The 18,123-nt window shown below is 74.4% G+C and carries 12 protein-coding genes; 5 read left to right on the top strand and 7 right to left on the bottom strand.

The genetic code is table 11. The features are described 5' to 3' along the window. Positions 1 to 13 precede the first annotated feature (13 nt). The 3 genes from ACIBI9_RS48670 to ACIBI9_RS48660 are packed head-to-tail and all read left to right on the top strand — an operon-like array spanning position 14 to position 3,327. Positions 14 to 1,096: a TetR/AcrR family transcriptional regulator gene (locus ACIBI9_RS48670; protein ID WP_397233523.1), complete on the top strand. Its 1,083-nt coding sequence runs from the start codon at positions 14 to 16 to the stop codon at positions 1,094 to 1,096. A 14-nt stretch (positions 1,097 to 1,110) separates the two neighbouring features. Further along, positions 1,111 to 1,737 carry a transcriptional regulator gene (locus ACIBI9_RS48665; protein WP_397233521.1) on the top strand — a complete coding sequence of 209 codons (627 nt, stop codon included), beginning with the start codon at positions 1,111 to 1,113 and terminating at the stop codon, positions 1,735 to 1,737. Between the two features lie 12 nt (positions 1,738 to 1,749). Next, the gene (locus tag ACIBI9_RS48660; RefSeq protein WP_397233519.1) at positions 1,750 to 3,327 is read left to right on the top strand and encodes a pyruvate, phosphate dikinase; all 1,578 of its coding nucleotides are present in this window, start codon (positions 1,750 to 1,752) and stop codon (positions 3,325 to 3,327) included. Positions 3,328 to 3,332: 5 nt separating this feature from the next. On the opposite strand, the gene ACIBI9_RS48655 is transcribed toward ACIBI9_RS48660, so the two are convergent. The 7 genes from ACIBI9_RS48655 to ACIBI9_RS48625 all read right to left on the bottom strand — a co-directional run bounded on the left by ACIBI9_RS48655 (position 3,333) and on the right by ACIBI9_RS48625 (position 15,835). Beyond that, the gene (locus tag ACIBI9_RS48655) at positions 3,333 to 5,159 is read right to left on the bottom strand and encodes a rhamnogalacturonan lyase (protein ID WP_397233517.1); all 1,827 of its coding nucleotides are present in this window, start codon (positions 5,157 to 5,159) and stop codon (positions 3,333 to 3,335) included. 233 nt (positions 5,160 to 5,392) lie between these two features. Further along, entirely contained in the window at positions 5,393 to 6,409 is a 1,017-nt protein-coding gene (locus ACIBI9_RS48650; RefSeq protein WP_397233515.1) for an aminotransferase class V-fold PLP-dependent enzyme, read from the bottom strand. Between the two features lie 1,019 nt (positions 6,410 to 7,428). After that, complete coding sequence (locus tag ACIBI9_RS48645; RefSeq protein ID WP_397233513.1) at positions 7,429 to 9,519, bottom strand: hypothetical protein; 2,091 nt, start codon at positions 9,517 to 9,519, stop codon at positions 7,429 to 7,431. A gap of 59 nt (positions 9,520 to 9,578) precedes the next feature. Next, the gene (locus ACIBI9_RS48640; protein WP_397233511.1) at positions 9,579 to 11,282 is read right to left on the bottom strand and encodes a protein kinase; all 1,704 of its coding nucleotides are present in this window, start codon (positions 11,280 to 11,282) and stop codon (positions 9,579 to 9,581) included. Further along, positions 11,279 to 12,601: a serine/threonine-protein kinase gene (locus tag ACIBI9_RS48635; RefSeq protein ID WP_397233509.1), complete on the bottom strand. Its 1,323-nt coding sequence runs from the start codon at positions 12,599 to 12,601 to the stop codon at positions 11,279 to 11,281. The genes ACIBI9_RS48640 and ACIBI9_RS48635 overlap by 4 nt, the downstream gene beginning before the upstream one ends. Further along, positions 12,598 to 14,265, bottom strand: coding sequence for a protein kinase (locus tag ACIBI9_RS48630; RefSeq protein ID WP_397233507.1), 1,668 nt, complete (start codon positions 14,263 to 14,265; stop codon positions 12,598 to 12,600). The genes ACIBI9_RS48635 and ACIBI9_RS48630 overlap by 4 nt, the downstream gene beginning before the upstream one ends. A 1-nt stretch (position 14,266) precedes the next feature. Beyond that, positions 14,267 to 15,835: a serine/threonine-protein kinase gene (locus tag ACIBI9_RS48625; protein WP_397233505.1), complete on the bottom strand. Its 1,569-nt coding sequence runs from the start codon at positions 15,833 to 15,835 to the stop codon at positions 14,267 to 14,269. Between the two features lie 96 nt (positions 15,836 to 15,931). Between ACIBI9_RS48625 and ACIBI9_RS48620 the strand changes: the two genes are divergently transcribed. Then, on the top strand, positions 15,932 to 16,918 hold the full coding sequence (locus ACIBI9_RS48620) for an ArsR/SmtB family transcription factor (protein ID WP_397233503.1): 987 nt from the start codon (positions 15,932 to 15,934) through the stop codon (positions 16,916 to 16,918). Positions 16,919 to 16,966: 48 nt separating this feature from the next. Then, positions 16,967 to 18,109: an NAD(P)/FAD-dependent oxidoreductase gene (locus tag ACIBI9_RS48615; RefSeq protein WP_397233501.1), complete on the top strand. Its 1,143-nt coding sequence runs from the start codon at positions 16,967 to 16,969 to the stop codon at positions 18,107 to 18,109. The last annotated feature ends 14 nt before the right edge of the window (positions 18,110 to 18,123 follow it).

The raw sequence follows: 18,123 nt of genomic DNA, 5'->3' as shown, positions 1-18,123 counted from the left end.
GGAGTGTGGCTCGATGGTCAGGCTGACCCGGGCACAGCAGCAGGAACGCACCCGAGCGGCCGTGCTGGCGGCGGCCAGGAAGGAGTTCGCCGAGCGCGGATACGCCGACGCCAAGGTCGACCGGATCGCGGAGCGGGCCGAGCTGACCCGCGGCGCGGTCTACTCGAACTTCCCGAGCAAGCGCGCCCTCTACCTGGCGGTCCTGGTCGACTCGATCGGGCCCGCGGCGGCCGGGGAGGGCCCGCCGCCGTCCGGCGTGGCCGAGGCGCTGGGCACGTTCGCCCGCGTGTGGCTCGAACGGCTGCCCCTGACCGGTGACACGCCCGCCGGGGGCAAGTTGCAGTCGCGCTCGCTGGCCGGCGTGTTCGACGACGAACCCGGCCGCACCGCGCTGGGGCAGCTCGCCAGCCTGGAGGCGCTGCTGCTCGCACTCGCGCTGGAACCGCGCGCACCGGGCCACGCGCGGCGGGTGCGCCTGGCCGAGCTGGTCCTCACGCTGCTGAGCGGAGCCGCCCACCTGGCGGAGACGGCGCCCGGCTTCGGCGACCCCTTCGACGTGGCACGCGCCTGCCGGCACCTGGCCGAGCTCGACCTCGCCGACACGTGGGACCCGCCCCACCTGCCCTTCGTCGCCCCCGCGCGAGCCGTCCGGGCCAGCTGGGAGCCACCCGCGGAGCTGCCGGACGAGCTCACCGGCCGCCCGACCGGGTTCGACGCCGACGGTGTGATCGCCGTTCTCGGGACCAGCCGGCTGGAGGCGGTCGAGGAGGCCGTCCGCGCCGCCCGCCCGGAGGATCGGATCACCATCGCCGTGGTGACCGGCGATCCCGCCGAACTGGGGCGTCTCGTACGGCTCAGGATCGGCGACCTCGCCGGGAGCCTGCGACGGGTGTTCGGCCCGGATCCCCGGCCGGGCCTGCACCTCGTCCTCGACCAGCACGCCGCCGTCGCCTCGGCCGCCGGCATCCCGGACCCGGACGACGCCACCGAGGCCGCGGTACGCGTCCAGGCGGGCGAGATCGTCGCCCGCGCCCACGGCCGGGGCGCCGCCCACGCCGCGGCCACCACGAGACCCGCCCTTCCCCATACCGACTAGGAGTGCCTGTCGCCATGCCGAACGTCCCCCCTTCCACCGGCACCGACCTGCTGGTGCTGCACGCCCTTCGCTGTCTCGGGTTCACGAGCCTCACCCGCGTGTCCGAGGCGACCGGGCTGCCTGAGAGCGACGTCGAGTCCGAGCTGATCGACCTCGCCGTGGCGGGCCTCGTCTCACACGCTCCGGGTGACTTCGGCGGGTGGGGCCTCACCGACACCGGCCGCGCCGAGGACGCCGAGCGGATCTCCGCCGAGCTGGACGCGGCCGGCGCCCGGAGCGCGGTGGCCGCCGCGTTCGAGGACTTCCTCGTGCTCAACCCGGAGCTGCTCGACCTCTGCACGGCCTGGCAGCTGCGGCCCGACGGCGGCGTGGCGACGCTGAACGACCACAGCGACCCCGCCTACGACTCCCGGGTCCTGGACCGCTTCGCCGACCTCGACCGGCGTGCCCAGGTCGTCTGCGCGGACCTGGCCGCGGCGCTGCCCCGGTTCGGGCGGTATCGGACCCGGCTCGCCGACGCGCTCGCGCGGGCCCGGGCCGGTGAGCTGGACTACCTGGCCGACGGCACCTCGTCGTACCACGCGGTGTGGTTCCAGCTCCACGAGGACCTGCTCGTCACCCTTGGCCGCCCGCGATACTGAACGGCGACGTCGATGACCTGGATTCACCCGCTCTCGGCGGAGACCGAGCAACCCCCGGGCGTGCTCGGCGGCAAGGGACACGGCCTCGTCGTCCTGCGCCGCCTCGGGCTGCCCGTACCCCCGGGCTTCGTGATCGGGACCGAGGCGTGCCGCGCCTTCCTGCGCGACGGGCGCCTTCCCGGCGGCCTCGCCGCCGAACTGGCGGCCGCCGTCCGCGACCTCGAGGCCGCCACGGGACGGCGCCTCGGCGGGCCGGAACGGCCGCTGGCGGTGGCGGTCCGCTCGGGCGGCAGCGTGTCCATGCCCGGCATGATGAACACGATCCTCAACCTCGGCCTCACCGCCGACGCCGCGGCGGGGCTGGCGGACGAGACGGGCGATCCGCGCTTCGCGCTCGACTCGCGCCTGCGGTTCCTGTCCGGCTTCGCCTCCGCGGTCTGCGGCCTGCCCCCGGAAACCCTGCGCGAGGCCGCCGGCCGCGCCGAGGCCATCGAGGCGCTCATCCGCGAACGATCCGGCGAACCGGTCCCCGACGACCCGATGCGGCAGCTGGAGCTGGCCGTACGGGCCGTCTTCTCGTCGTGGGAGACGCCGCGCGCCAGGACGTACCGCGAACTGCACGGCATCCCCCACGACCTCGGGACCGCCGTCACCGTCCAGGCCATGGTGTTCGGGAACCGCGACGAGCGCAGCGGCACCGGCGTCGCGTTCAGCCGCGACCCCAACACCGGCAAGCCGGGGGTCCTCTACGGCGACGTCCTGTTCGGCCGCCAGGGCGAGGACGTCGTCTCCGGCGGCTCGCTGACCCGGCCCCTGCCCGAGCTGGCCGAACGCGAGCCGGCCGTATGGGCAGCCCTCTCCGACGCCCTGCGCCGCGTCGAGGAGCACTACCGCGACGCCTGCCACGTGGAGTTCACCTTCGAGGCGTGCGAGCTGTGGATCCTGCAGGTGCGGCCCGGCGGCCTCGCCGGACGCGCCGCCGTCCGCGTCGCGGTCGACCTGGCCGACGAGGGCGTCATCACCCGCCGCGAGGCCCTGCTGCGGATCTCCCCGCAGCACCTCCAGCGTGCCCGCACGCCCCGCATAGACGCCGCCGGCCCGATCGACGTCCTGACCCGCGGGCTGGGCGCCTGCCCGGGCGTCGCGTCCGGAAGGGTGGTCACCACCGCCGACCGGGCGGCCCGGATGGCCGCCGGCGGCCCCGTCATCCTGGTGCGCCCGGAGACCTCCCCGCTCGACCTGCACGGCCTGGCCGCCGCCGCGGGCGTCGTCACGGCCCGCGGCGGTTCCACCAGCCACGCCGCCGTGGTGGCGCGGTCGATGGGCAGGCCCGCCGTCGTCGGGGCGGCGGACCTCACGGTGGAGGCGGCCTGCGTACGAGCCGGTGGACGTACCTTCCCGGAGGGCACGCTCGTCACCATCGACGGGACCGGCGGCGAGGTCGTCATCGGCAGCCCGCCCATCGTCACCGCCGCGACCGGCTCGCACCTGCGCCGCCTGCTGGAATGGGCCGACGAGGTCTCGGGCGCCGGCCCGGACCGCGGCGAGGCGGAGCGGCTCGCCGCGGCCCACGCCGTGCTGGCGACCTGACGCCGTCAGCGGACGTAGATGTTCGGCCTGGGTGGGGTGGGCATGGCGTCGCCGATGAAGAAGCTCGTGTGCGGCGGCTGGTTGTAGGCGGTGTTCTGCCACGCGACCGACACCCGGTAGAGCGGGTCGTGCATCAGGGTGTAGATGCGGCGGTCGGTGGGCGTGGTCGTGGCGTAGACGCGCAGGGCGCGGTTGTCGCTGGTGGGCCAGATGACCTCTTCGCGCCAGTCGCCGAACAGGTCGGCCGACAGCGACGGGGTGGCCTTGGTGCTGTTGTTGGAGTGCACGCCGGAGGCGGTCAGCAGGCGGGTGTCGCCGCTGGTGCCGTACTTGTCGATCCTGGTCTGGTCGAGCAGCTCCCGGAGCGGGTCGGCGTCCCACCAGATGAGGAAGTTGACCGAGGACGGCTTGCGGCCGGCGTTGTTGCCGGTGACGCTGCGCAGGTTGGCGTCGGCGGCGGACCAGAACTCGCCGGCGATCCTGACCGTCGAGATGTCGCCGGCCACGCCGCGGCCGTTGTCGCCGCCGGCGGGGGTGGACCAGAGGATCTGGCCGGTGCGCGGGTCGATGTAGAGCGAGGACGGCTGGGAGCCCGACTCGCTGACCTTGAAGTACTCCAGGCCCGCCCTGGCCGGGTCGAAGTCGCCCAGGTGCTGGGCGTCGCCGTGGCCGGTGCCCGTGGTCCACATGCCGGTGCCGTTGTCGTTGACGGCCATGGCGCCGTACACGATCTCGTCCCTGCCGTCCTGGTCGACGTCGCCGACGGACAGGCTGTGGCTGCCCTGGCCGGTCCACTGGGAGCCCGCCGAGTTGCTGTCGAAAGTCCAGCGCTTGGTGAGCGTGCCGTTGCGGAAGTCCCAGGCGGCGATGACGGAACGCGTGTAGTAGCCGCGGGCCATGATCAGCGACGGGCGTTCGCCGTCCAGGTACGCGGTGCCGGCCAGGAAGCGGTCCACCCGGTTGCCGTACGAGTCGCCCCAGCTCGACACGGTGCCCCGGGGTGGGTCGTAGGAGACCGTGGACCTGGCGGCGCCGCTCTGGCCGTCGAACATGGTCAGGTACTCGGGGCCGGACAGGACGTAGCCGCTGGAGTTGCGGTAGTCGGCCGAGGCGTTGCCGATGACCGTGCCCACGCCGTCCCTGGTGCCGTCGGCGGTCTTCATCGCGACCTCGGCCCGGCCGTCGCCGTCGTAGTCGTACACCTGGAACTGGGTGTAGTGGGCGCCCGCGCGGATGTTGCGGCCCAGGTCGATGCGCCACAGGCGGGTGCCGTCCAGCCGGTACGCGTCCACGTACACGTTGCCGGTGTAGCCGGACTGGGAGTTGTCCTTGGCGTTGGACGGGTCCCACTTGAGCACGATCTCGTACCGGCCGTCGCCGTCCATGTCGCCGACGCTCGCGTCGTTGGCGTTGTAGGTGTAGGCGACCCCGTCCGGTGTCGTGCCGCCCGACGGCGGCTGGATCGGCACGTCGAGGTACGAGCCGCCGGTGAAGCGCAGCGAGGCGGGCGACGCGGCCTGCTCGGTCCCGCCGACCACCGCCCTGACCGTGTACGAGGCGTCGGCGGCGGCGCCGTTGTCGAGGTAGTTGGTGGAGGCGGTGAGGTTCGTGGCGACCCTGGTGGAGCCCCGGTACACGTTGAAGGCGACGCCGTCGGGGTCGGTGCCGAGCAGCCGCCAGGACACGAGGTTGCCCGATCCGGACCGGACGCTGACCAGGCCGCGGTCGAGGTCCTCCATCTGCTTCGTGGGCGGGGCGGCCTGGGCGGGGACGCCGTTGATCACCGTGGTCAGGGCGAGGACTGCCGCCGCGCCGGCCAGTCGTAAGCGCATTCGCTCGTTTCCCTTTCTTGGTAAGCGCTTTCCCGATGGGCGAAAAAGAAAGTTTCATCGGGGTGTTAGCGTTAACGGACGCAGGCCGGGGCCGCGGATGTCAGGGACGAATGTCAGACCTGCGGAAATGGCCACAATGTCTCCTCGTCGGCAAACGGGGTCGCCGCGTCCGCGGCCCGGCGTATTAAAGCGGCCCCGTCTCACGGCCGCAAGGGCCCGTTGTCATGGCCGGGTCAGGTGAGGGCGTCCAGCGCGCGGTCGACGTCGTCGGCGGTGGTGTACACGTGGAAGCTGGCCCGCACCTTGCCCGCCCGGACGGCCGCGCGGATGCCGGCCGCCTCCAGTCGCTCGCCCGGGGCGTCCACGGAGACGATGGCCGAGTCGGACGGTTCGAGGCCGAGGCCGGCCCTGAAGCGGTTGGCGAGGGCGACGTTGTGGTCGCGGATCCGCTCGACGCCGAGTTCGTCGAGCAGCTCGATGGCCGGGGCGGCGCCGACGTAGGAGAACCAGGCCGGCGACAGGTCGAACGCGCGGGCGTCCGGCGCGAGCCGCAGCGGCGGGCCGTAGTAGGAGCCGCCCTCGTCGGCGCCGCCGTACCAGTTGGCGGCCAGCGGGCGCATGCGCTCGCGCAGGCGGGGCGACAGGTAGCCGAACGCGGCCCCGCGCGGCGCCATCAGCCACTTGTACGCGGCGCAGGCCAGCGCGTCGATGCCCTCGACACCGACCGGCAGCCAGCCGCAGGCCTGCGAGGCGTCGGCGATGACCAGCGCGTCGTGGGCCCGGGCGGCGGCCACGATGTCCTGGAGCGGGGCGACGTACCCGGTGGCGGACTGGACGAGGCTGAAGGCGACCGCGGCGGTGGAACCGGTGACGGCGTCGGCCAGCCGGTCGGCGGGCACGGTCTCGACCTCCGCGGCCACCGCCCACGGGAACAGGTTGCTGGTGAACTCGACCTCCGGCACCACGACGCGCGCTCCCGGCGGCAGCGCGGTGGCGACCGTGGACATGATCTGGGAGACGGTGGAGCTGACGGTGACGTCGGCGACGGGCGCGCCGATGAGACGGGCGAAGGCCGCGCGGGAACGGCCCACGTAGGCGTCCCACGGTTTCCAGTCGCCGCTGCCGTGCCGCCATTCGGTCAGGACGGCTTGCAGCTCTTCGAAGGCGTGGCGAGGGGGCAGGCCGTAGGAGGCGGTGTTGAGCCAGCCGGGGTCGGCGTCCCAGAGCTCGTGCGCCGAGTCGATGTCCATGGGGCCAGCCTAAGGTCGCCGTACGCGGGCGGCGCGCTGCCAGAGTGCGGGCCAGCCGCCGTTGCCCAGCCAGGCGGCCGGTACGCGCAGCCCTCCGGCGATCACCCGCTCCCAGAACCCCTCGGCGTCCGCGCCCAGCTCCACGGCCCCGGGGAACGCGAGCCGCCAGGGCCCGCCCGGATCCTCCAGGTCCGTACGCGGAAAGCCGGGCACGCTCGCCTTCCCCGGCTCGGTGACCGGCACCGTCTCCGGCCCTTTCTCTGGCCCCGCGCCGGGCCAGGCGGTGACGGCCAGGACGAGCGGGCAGAGCACGTCCGTGCCCGGGCGGCGGGCGACCTGCCGCGCGAGCACGGGGTCGCCGGCGCGGGCCAGCCGGCCGAGCGCGGCCCGGATCCGGCGCGCCACCAGCTCCATCGAGCGGGCGGGGGCGATCGCCCCGTGCCGGGCGAGCTTGCGGAGCGAACCCGGCAGCGGCGCGTCGGCCGTGAGCAGCCCGAGGTGGTCGTAGCGGGCGGCGAGCTCGGGGTCGAGGCCGGCGATGGCCTGGGCCAGCGGGCGCGTACCGGTGGCGTGCCACAGCGCGGGCAGGCCCGCCAGGGGGAGCGCGTCGAGGCAAGCGCGCTCGATCCGGTCGGCCGGGAGCCTGCGCAGCGCGGTCAGCACGTCCGTGGGCAGCCCGTGAGCCGTCGCGTCCGTCGGCGGCAGCCCGTGAGTCTCCAACGCGTCTGCAGGCGGCGGGCCGTGAGTCTCCAACGCGTCTGCAGGCGGCGGGCCGGGTGCCGTCAACGCGTCCTTCGGCCGGGCCCCTGTTTTCACGGTGTCCAGGACGGACAGGGCGTCCACGGCCGCGGGATCCGCCAGAGCGCGGTCGGCGAGCTCCGCCAGCGGCCCGCTCACCTCGTGGAACAGCCGGTCGAGGCGGCGACGGCGAGGCGGCGCGGACGGGATGCGCTCGCGCCCGGGCGGCTCCAGGAGCGGGGGCGGCGCCAGGGTCGCCAGCCAGCGTGCCACGCCGTCGTTCAGCGCGGGATCCGGGTCGGCGTTGAACCTGGCCCGGAACTCGACGATCTGCCAGCCCTGCCGCCGGCGCCGGACCTCCAGGTTCGCGACGATCCTGCCGTTCGGACCCGCAGCGCGGCGAGCGCGCACGTGCCCTTCGCGGCCTCCTCGACGTAGTACGTCCCGGCGATGCAGTTGCCCATGTACGCCGACCACTGGGCGAGCGTGCGCGGGTGGCGGGCCCACTCCAGGCGCGCGTCCGTACCGGGGACGAGTGTGCCGTCCGCCGCCGCCAGCGACTCCGGCACGCGGAACGCCGTCGTGAACGCCTGTGCGACCTCCACGCTGCGGGTCAGCCCGGCGATCAGCTCCGCCCAGCCGGGGCACTGCCGGGGCGGCTGCCCGCCGAGCGAGACGAGCTGCGCGGCGCCGGCCAGGGCCGCGGGGATCGAGTCCAGCAGGGGCTCGTCGGGGTCGGGGTCCCAGTCCGCGTACGGGCGGAGGTCGCTGTAGTCGATCTGAGCCCGCTCGTGGCCGCTCAGCTGGGCGAGGGCGTCGGTGAGCTCGGCGAACCAGAGCAGGTCGCCCACCGTCTCCTCCTCCTCGGGCGGCACGCCGGGACGTTCGGCCAGCCTCTCCTCAAGGGGCCGCCGCCGCTCGCCGCCGACCGGCGGCTGGGCCCACGCCGTGGGAGGACGCTGCGCGGTGTACCCGACGGCGGCGCGCCACTCCCGCATGCCTCCGGTCGACCAGCCGTGAAGCTGCTCGCCGGCCTCCAGGATCAGGTCGGCGACGGCGTCCATGACGACCAGTGCGTACTCGCGCGCTCTGGCCAGGCGCTGCCTGACGTACTCCTCCGTGGGGTTGCTCAGCCGCGCGGCCAGATCCCTGACGTAGCACCCGGGACGGGCGGGCAGCCCCGCCATCCCCGGAACCCGGCGCGCCGCGGCCCCCGCCTCGTGGGATCCCATGAGCGCGGCGGCCGCCACGAGCCCGTCGGCTGAGCGGGCGATGCCCTCTGCGACGCCGTGGTCGGCCATGGCCACCGCCGTACGGAGGAGTACGGTGGCGGCCATGGCGTTGTGCACGGCCCGGCTCATGAGCTGCGTCCAGTGCCACGCCTGCGGGGACCAGCGGGCCGCCTCCACCAGGGTCGGCTCGTGGCCCACGTCCCGGCGGACGTGTTCGAGCAGGAACTCGTCCTCGTGGTGCGTGTAGCGGGCGGTCAGCTCCTCCAGCCTGCTCTGCTTGCCCTGGGTGGCCAGCCGCCGCTCCTTCCGCCTGCCCGCCTCCTGCCGCGCCGCCACCTGGTCCCACAGGTCGAGGAGGAGGTCGAGCCGTCGGCGCTGCGGGTACGCGCCGAGCACCCGGCCGAGATGCTCAGCCATAGTGGACGCCGCCGCCTCCGCTGCCGCCTCCGCCGCTGGCTCGACCTGCGCGGCACCCGGCTCCGCCGACCGGGGCTCCGCCGCGACCGGCGACCACGCGTCAGTCGTCGGCTCGGGTTGCGGTGCCGGGCCGGGTACCGGTGTGTGGGCAGGCTGGAGTGGTGGGGTGCCCAGGTGGAGCAGGCGTTCGATCTGTTCGGCGCCCAGCACGCCGCTGGCGGCGGACGCGAGTCGCAGGGCCGCCCACCGGCCGTCGGCGATGGCCCGGCTTGCCGCGGCGGCGACCGGCTTGGTGGCCTCCGTGCCGAACAGCGCCACCAGCACCCCGGCCCGCTCGCCCAGCCGGTGCAGCCCGTCCAGCCCCAGCGCCTGGACCGCGGCCAGCACCGCGTCCCGCCGGTCGCCCCGCGCCCCCGCCAGCCGTGCCGACACGAACCCCGGGCACAGCTCCACCCCCGCTCCCGCAGCCACCACGCCACCGCTCGCGACCAGCCGGGCCAACTCGGCGACGGCCATCTGGAGCGCTGGCTCCTCGCCAGCGCCGTTCCGAGGGGTGGACTCCTCGGTGGCGGCGGGGCCGAGCACGACTGGTGCGCCGGGCTGCGCTCTCGTGGTCGGATCCTCTCCGGAGGGATGCGAGCGGCCGTCGGGCAGCAGACGCCCCCGCGCGTCCCAGACCCGCTGGTCGCGTCCCGTCACCACCCCGTACGCCAGCCGCACCACAGCCCCATGATCCGGGGCCCGGTTTCCCCAGGGCAACCGATATTGCCCGGGACCGCTTGTCAGCTGGGGCGTTTCAGCAGGCGGTCGATGACCAGGCGGGTGACCTTCTCGGCGTTCCCGGCGATGGAGCCGTCCGGGTCGACGCCCACCGAGCGGCCGTACTCGACCGTCCCGTGGAGGTTGCTCAGCCGGAACTCGTACGTCACCTTGTACCGTCTGAAGCCGTTCGTCGTGGTGTCGGTGTAGGTGAACGCGTCGTGGGCCAGGCCGTCGACCTCGTGGTAGTTCGTGTGCAGCCGGGAGGCGACCCTCTTCGAGAGGTCGAACGTGCCGTCCGACATCGCCTCACTGCCCAGCGTGTCCAGCGTTATGGACAGCTCGCCGCGCTTGGCCTCCGGGATCGCGTAGTCGCTCTTCCACGAGCACGAAGTGAAGTTGCCGTTGACGTACGTGAACGGTTTGCCCGCCGAAGGGGCGAGCTCCCGTACGAGGTCGTCGGAGACCAGCGTGCACGGTTTGGGCGGTTTGGTGAACGGAGGGATGTCGTCCGGCACGGGCGCGGCGGCCGAGAGCGTGCCGGAGGCGGCGGCGGGGGGCGTCGCGGTGGTGCCGACGGGGACCAGCAGCGCGAGGCCCGCGCCCAGGACCGCGGCGGCGGCCACAGCGGGGACGAGGGTGGCCGGCTTGAGGCGCGGCGAGCGCTTGGGCGGGGCCGGGGGAGGGGCGGGGGCGTCGGCGGGGATGGGGTGGCCGACGATCTCGACGCCGCCGACCGTGACGGTCGCGACCTCGAAGGCGGGCCGCGCGGCTGCGCCCTGCAGCACCGCGTGGACGGTGGCCGCGTCGGGGCGGCGGGCCGGGTCGGGGTCGAGCAGGTCGCGCAGGAGGGCGGTGAACGGGTCCTTCGCCTCGATCGCGATCCCCTGCCGAACGGCCTCCGCGGTGGCGGCCGGCGTGGCCCGGACGAACGGCGCCCTGCCCAGCGTCGCCGTGTAGAGGATCGCACCGAGCGCCCACAGATCGGCGGCAGGTCCTGGCACGACCCCGTCACTGACGCGCCCGGGTCCGGCGGCTTGACCGTCAGTGCGTTCCGGTGCGGTCTCGTCGCGGGCGCGTTCCGGTACGGGATCGGCGGCTTCGGCGTCAGCGGGCTCCGGTCCGGCTTCGGATGCGTCGGCGTCAGCGGGTCTCTGCCCGGCCTCGGGCGATTCCGTCTCAACGGGTTCCGGCGTGGTTCCGGGTGGCGGGCTGTCGTCGGGGGTGAGCTCCGGTGCGGTGAAGCCGGGGAGCCTGGCGGTCGTTTCCTGGGCGAGGGCCGGGATGGCGAAGTCGTTCAGCACCACGTGGCCGCCCGGGGCCAGCAGGACGTTGCCCGGGTGCAGGTTGCCGTGGGTGACGCCGTGCCGGTGCGCGTACGTCAGCGCGTCCAGCACGCGCAGGCCGATCGCGGCGGCCGCGGCCGGGCCGAGGGCGGCGCGCTGGTGGAGTTCGGCGCGCAGGGACCAGCCGTTGACGATCGGGGAGAGGATCCACACCTCGGCGCCGACGCCGACGACCTCGTACACCGGGTGGATCGACGGGTGCCGTAGGCCCCCTGCGGCCATCGCCTGCCGGCGTACCTCGTCGAAGTCGAATCGGCCCTCCGGGAGCGGCAGGCGCTTGACCGCCACCTCCATGCCGGTGCGGCGGTCGAACACCCGCAGAGCGCGACCGGGCGCGCCCGGGACGAGGGGGCCGATCGGGTGGAAGCGTTCGCCGGTCATGAGTTCCCCTGGAGTCTGGCCGCGGTGGTGCGTGCCGCGCGCATGGCGGTGTCCCGCATCTCGGAGGTGACCTCGGCGCCGTTCCCCATCACGGACACCTCGATCACCATCGTGCGGACACGCAGCCAGACGTTGCTGCTCACGCTGGACAGGATGCCCACGGTGGTGTCCTGGGAGAAGCACTCGTCGCCGAGGCCGGGCACGTTCTTGACGGGCGTGGTGACCGCGCGCTCCACCTTCGAGGTGCCCGTTTTCGACTGCTGGCGTTTGCGGAGGGCGTCGAACACCTTGCGGGCGGCGTCCACGTTCGGCTGGGTCTTGATCGTCACGCTGGCGCCGTCCACGGTGACGGAGCACGTGGACGACCTGCTCGGCACTACCCGGTCCGTGGGGACGACCACCGCGCACGGGTCGGGGGAGCGGGCCGCAGCCGCGGTCCGGGACCGGCTCGGGGTCGGGGTGGCGGGGGCGGTGGTGGCGGGGGTCGAGTCGCGCGTGGCGGTGCCTGGCGTGGCGACGGCGAGCGCCGCCACGGTGGCGACGAGCGCGGTCGCGGCGGCGACGGACAGCCAGAGTGTACGGCCTCTGCTCGCGGACCTGATCTCGGTGGGCACGGTGGGCACCTCGGCCGCCATGAGCGCCGCGCGGGCCGCCGCCTGGGTCAGGATGGCACGGACCTCAGCCCCGTCGCGCGCCCGGGCGAGCGCGTCCCGTAACGCGGCCGCCTCCCGCGGCTGGGGAAGGAGCGCTGGGGAGGCGGCCGCGTTGTCCGGGCGGGGCGTGGAGCCCCCGTCCAGGGCGAACATGAGGGTGGTGACGAGCATGCGCACATCAGGTGCGGGAGCGGGGGTCGTGGTGCCGAGGCCGGCGAGTACGGTCTCGCCGGTGGCGGCGATGAGGACGTTGCCCGGGGTGACCGCGCCGTGTACGTGCCCGTGCGCGTGGACGACGGCCAGCGCGTCGAGCAGCCGCAGCCCCATCGCGGCCACCCGGCCCGGCTCCAGCGGCCCTTCGGCGGCGGTGACCCGGTCGAGCGAGCCGCCCCGGATGAGGTCCATGACGACCCAGGGCTGAGGGCCGGTGGCGAGGACGTCGTGCACGGTGACGAGCCCGGGATGGCTCAGCGACGCCGCGAACCTGGCCTCCGCCAGCACCCGCTCCCGCTCACCCGCCCCCGGCTGCTCGTGGGCGGTGGTGAGGGGGATTCGCTTGACCGCCACGTCGCGGTGCAGCACCTCGTCCCTGGCCAGCCAGGCGCTGCCGCCCGGGCCGAGCGGTTCGACCAGGGTGTAGCGTCCCGCCAGTACGGTGCCCCTCATCGCGTCAGCGCCTCGACGATCGAGCGGGCCGCGGCACCCGCCTGCTCGGGCAGAGCCGGATCCTTGGCGACCTCATGCCGCAACGTCAGCTTGGCCACCAGGTTGCTCACCCGGAAGACGATCGCGACCTCGGTCTGCGGCCGGCGATCGTCGGTGACGGTCCACGTCATCGCCTCGTCGCCGATTCCTTCGAGGTCGGTGATCTCGGAGGTCTTGCCCAGGGTGGAGTACTTCCTGCTCCGTTCGGCCTCCTCCCGCCGCGAGTCGAAGTCGTCGGCGGCCAGCGCGATCTCCGCGTGGGTGTCGGTCGGCTCCTGCATCTCCAGTTCGAGCCGCAACGACCGGGATTCCTTGATGAGGCTCCGATGCCAGGTGCATTCGGCGTTCTCCCTCGGCATGATCAACGCCTTCGGGACGGCCTTCGCGGCCTGCTCCGGGGTGAGGAGGCCGCACGCGCGCGGCAGGGCGGCGAACCGCCCGGCCGCGGACGTCGCCGACGGCGCGGCGGCGAGGGACTCGGGAGCCGCCGCGGAGGGTCTCCCGAGCTGGGGTACGACGACGGCGCCCGCGCCCACCAGGGCCGCGACGACGAGGGCGCTTACCGCGACCGGCAGCCGCACGCCAGGTGGGGTGGCCTGCGGCGGTTCGGGAAGTACGGCTGTAGCGGCCGGCCCCTGCGCGACCGCCTCCAGCCAGCCCCGGAGCCGTTCGGCACCGGGACGCTTGTGTGGGTCCTTGTCCAGCGCGGCGGCCAGCACCGGCCACAGCACGCTCCCCGAGGGGGCGGGCGGCTCGGTGAGGACGGCGCTCAGCGTGGCGACGGCGCTGTCCCTGGCGAACGGGCCGCGCCCTTCGACGGCGGTGTAGAGGGCGGCGGCCAGCGACCAGAGATCCGAGGCCGGTCCCGCGGCCCCCGACCAGGCATCCGAGCCGGTCCCGGCGGCTCGGGGCGACGTCGGATCGGTGGGTTGAACCACGGTCCGGTCGGTGGCGTGAGGATCGGCCGGTCCGACGGGTTGAATCGCGGTGGCGTGGAGGTCGGCCGGATCCGTGGGCTGGATGAGGGTGCGGTCCGTGGTGTCGTGGACGGTCAGGTCCGTGGGTTGGACGAGGGCGGGGGCGTGCAGGCATTCGGGGGCCGTGTAGCCGGGGGTGCCGACCGGTGTGCCGGGCAGGCCGCCGACCAGGGTGGCGATGCCGAAGTCCGTCAGCACCACGCGCCCGTCGCCCGCCAGCAGCACGTTGGCCGGTTTGACGTCCCGATGCAGCACCCCCGCCGCGTGCGTGGCCGCCAGCGCGGACAGCACCCGCAGCCCGATCTCGGCCGCGCGGCGCGCGGGCAGCGGCCCGTTCTCGCGGATGACCTGTTCCAGGGACGGCCCGTGGACCAGCTCCATCACGATCGCCGGATCCCCGTCCTCGACGATCAGGTCGTGCACGGCGACGATCGAGGGATGCCGCAGCGCGGCGGCGGTCCTCGCCTCGGCCAGCGCGCGGTCGCACAGGGCCGCCCGCGAAGCGGCGTCCAGCCCGGGGGCCAGCCGTACCCGCTTGACCGCCACCTCCCGCCCGAGGCTCTCGTCGCGGGCACGCCAGACGACGCCCATGCCGCCCTCGCCGACGGGCTCGATGAGCCGGTACCTGCCCCCGATCAGCGACGTCATGTCACCCCCGCCTGCTCAGCGCGGCGGCCGTCAGCTTGGCGGCCCGCAGCGCGGCCGAGCGCACCCGCGCCGCCTCCGTGCCGTCGAAGTCGACGTACTGGACCTCGACCACCATGTTGCTGACCCGGAACACGACGTTGGACCTCACCATGGTGCCCGACCTCCGGTCGGAGACGTCGTACTGGAACGCCTCCTCACCGACCCCGGCGACCGACGTGGCGGCCGTGGACGTGGTCCCGATCGGCCACTGCATCCCGACGTCGCCCCACTGCCACACCCCGCCGCTGGACCCGTCGCCGTTGACGGTCCGCTTGTTGAGGAACTCCTCGTGCGCCTCCACGGGGAGGGCCTCCCAATAGTCCTTGTTCTGGGCCTTCGTGGGCTCGACGGAGAGCCCGACCTTCTGTTTCGTCCAGGCGCAGCCGTCCTCCGAGTGGCTGCGCTTCAGCTCGCGCCCGTACGCGGTCTCCTTGACCTGCGCGCCGGTGAGCAGCGTGCAGAAGTCGACCGGCACCGTGAACCGGCCCTTCGACGGCCCCTTCGACGGCAGGGCGGCGGTCGGGGGAGCGGCGGCGGACGCGGGCGGGGCGGCCGCGCGGGGCGGCGGCTGTTCAGGGGTGCCGCGGGCGACGCCGTACCAGGCGAGGGTCCCCACGACGGCGAGCCCGGCGACGGCGGCGGCCACCGGGACGGCCCTGCCGAAGTGCGGGCGCGGACGCCGGGGACGGTCCATGGGAGCCGGTACGCCGGAAGCGGCGGCCTCCAGCCACCGGCCCGCCAGCGCGGGGTCCGGGCGGTCGGCGGCCTCGCGCGACAGCATGCGCAGCAGCACCGGCCCCAGCACCGGACCCGCCTGCGCGGACGGCGGCGGTTCCTCGGTGAGCACCCGGTGCAGCGTCGCCAGAGGTGACGCGGTGTGGAACGGCGAGGTGCCCTCCACCGCCGTGTACAGCGTGGCGGCCAGCGACCACAGGTCCGACAGCGGCCCGCCGCGCTCGCCCCGCAACCGCTCCGGCGCGATGAACCCCGGCGAGCCGATCAGCAGCCCCGACTGCGTGATGGTGACCTGGCCGTCGATCCTGGCGATGCCGAAGTCCGTCAGCACCGCCCGGCCGTCGTCGCACAGGAACACGTTGCCGGGCTTGACGTCGCGGTGCTGGATGCCCTGCCGGTGCGCGACCGACAGGGCTGTCAGCAGGTCGGCGCCGAGCCGGGCCACCCGCTGCGGCGCCCACGGGCCGTCGTCGCGGATCGCGTCCTGCAGCGTGCGCCCGCGCAGCAGCTCCATGACGATCCACGGGCGGTCGTCCTCGGAGAACACGTCGTGGACGGTGGCGATGCCCGGATGGCTCAGCCGCGCCGCCGCGTACGCCTCGCGCACCGTGCGCTCGCACAGCTCGGCGCGCTCCTCCGCCGCGATGTCGGGGGAGAGCAGCACCTCCTTGACCGCGACCTCGCGGTCGAGCGTCTCGTCGCGGGCGAGCCAGACGGTGCCCATGCCGCCTCGGCCGAGCGCCCGGATCAGCCGGTAGCGTCCAGATAATAGGGATTCGGGGGGATTGTCGATCATCGTTGGTCACATGGTGGTCGTTGGTACGATGCCTCGGCCAGACCCTTTGCAGCCTAGTGAAAACAAGCTGCTCGCCGGTGTCCGAGAAGAGGGTTCGTGGGGCTGCTGCGCATTCATTTCACGGCGGACGACCTGGCGCGCACGACAGTGGCCGCGGGCGCGGACCCGTTGTGGGAGGTCGTGCTCAGCAGGTTCCGGCTGCAGGACAGGGACAAGGCGCCGGCCTTCCGGCCCTGGGAGCGCGCCCTGCGCGAGAGCCCGGCCAGGCTGTCCAGGATGGCCTCCGGCCTGCGCTGGCTGACCGCGCTGGCGCCCGAGGCGCCGTACTTCCCCGACTTCCTCACGCCGGCGGCGGCCCGCGACGGCCTGGAGGCCGGGCTCGACGCGCTGCGCGCCACCCCGAGCCGCCGGTTCCGGCACGAGCTGGAGCTGCTCGCCCGGCACACGCCCATCCCCGCCTGGCTGGGCGCGCTCGCCGACCGCCCGTCCGCGCCCGTGGCCGAGCTCGCCACCGCCCTGGCCGGGTACCACGCCGCGGCCATCGCCCCGTTCCACGACCTCATCCAGCCCGCGGTGGAGGCCGACCGGGCCTGGCGCGCCGGCCACCTGCTCAACTCCGGCGTGGAGGGCCTGCTGAGCAGCATGACGCCGCTGATGCGCTGGCGTTCGCCGGTGCTGGAGGTCGACTACAGCGTGGACCGCGACCTGCACCTGCGCGGCCGGGGGCTGACGCTGGTGCCGTCCTTCTTCTGCCGCCGCGTGCCGGTCTCGCTGGCCGACCCCGAACTGCCGCCGGTGCTGATCTACCCCATCGACGCCGCGTTCCGGTGGCAGCCGGCCGTACGGACGCCGGGCTCGGTGGAGGCGCTGATCGGCGCCACCCGCGCGGCCGTCCTGCAGGCCGCCGACGGGGGCGCCACCACCACCGAGCTGGCGCGGCGGGCGGGCGTGTCGCTGGCGGCGGCCAGCCGGCACGCGAAGGTGCTGCGGGAGGCGGGCCTGATCAGGAGCGTGCGCCGGGGGCCCGCCGTGCTCAACCTGCTGACCCCGCTGGGCAGCGGCCTGCTGGAACGACCTCATTGAGTCAGGTCTGTTCGGCGCCGGCCAGGACCACAAGTGAAGGGAGCCAGTGTGCGAGTCGTCGTCATCGGCGCGGGAGTGGTCGGATCCGCGGTCGCGGCCGGGCTCACCCGGCGTGGCGCGCAGGTCACCGTCCTTGAGGCGCGTACGCCCGGATCCGGCACGACGTCCACGTCCCTGGCGTGGGTCAACGCCAACAACAAGACGCCCAAGGAGTACTTCGACCTCAACCACGCCGCCGTCTGGGCGCACCACCAGCTCCCCGGCGACTGGTTCTTCCCCACGGGCAACCTCGAGCTCGCGGTCTCCGACGAGCACAAGGAGCTCCTGGAGGCCCGCGTGCAGCGGCTGGCCGGCATGGGCTATCCGGTCGAGCGGATCACCGCCGGGCGCGCCCTCACCCTGGAGCCCGACCTGGTGCCGCCGCCTCCCGGAGCCGAGTACGTGTTCTTCCCCATGGAGGCGCACGTGCAGCCGCTGCGGCTGGTCGGGCGCCTGCTCGGCGAGGCCCGCGACGCCGGGGCCGTGATCGCGTGCGGGGCGGAGGTGACCGGGATCGAGACCTCGCCGTCGGGCGTCGAGGTGACGGTGGCCGACGGGCGGGCCTTCGGCGGCGACGTGGTGGTCACCTGCACCGGCCGCTGGACACAGGGAGTGGCGGGGCTGGCCGGGGCCGAGGTGCCCATGCTCGACCCGGTCGTGTCCGGCGCGGTCACCAACGGCTTCCTGGTCACCACGGCTCCGCTGCCCGCCCGCCTGTCGCGCGTGCTCCACACCGACGGGCTCAACCTGCGGCCGGAGGGGGGTGGGCGGCTGCTTTTGCAGTCGCTGCCGCTGGACGGGCGGGCGGACCCGGCCGTCCCGGTGCCCGGTGACGTCCTCGACTCGATCATGTCCCGGCTGCACGGCGTGCTGCGTGCCACGGACGGGGTCACGGTGGAGCGGGCGGTGGTCGGCCGGCGGGCGATGCCGGGGGACGGGCTCACTGTGGCGGGGTTCGTGGACGCGGGGCGGCGCGTGTACACGGTGGCCACGCACAGCGGGGTCACGCTGGCGCCGCTGCTCATGGGGGAGGTGGCGGGGGAGGTGTATGGGGAGGAGTCGGCGCTGCTGGCGCCGTTCCGGCCGTCCCGCTTCGCCGACGGCACCGCCGGGCCCGCCCCTGCCCCGGCGCGGCGGCCGGGGCAGCAGTGAGACCCCGCCGTACT

This window comes from Nonomuraea sp. NPDC050451 (assembly GCF_044458585.1).
This window is presented reverse-complemented; position numbering and strand designations above follow the sequence as displayed.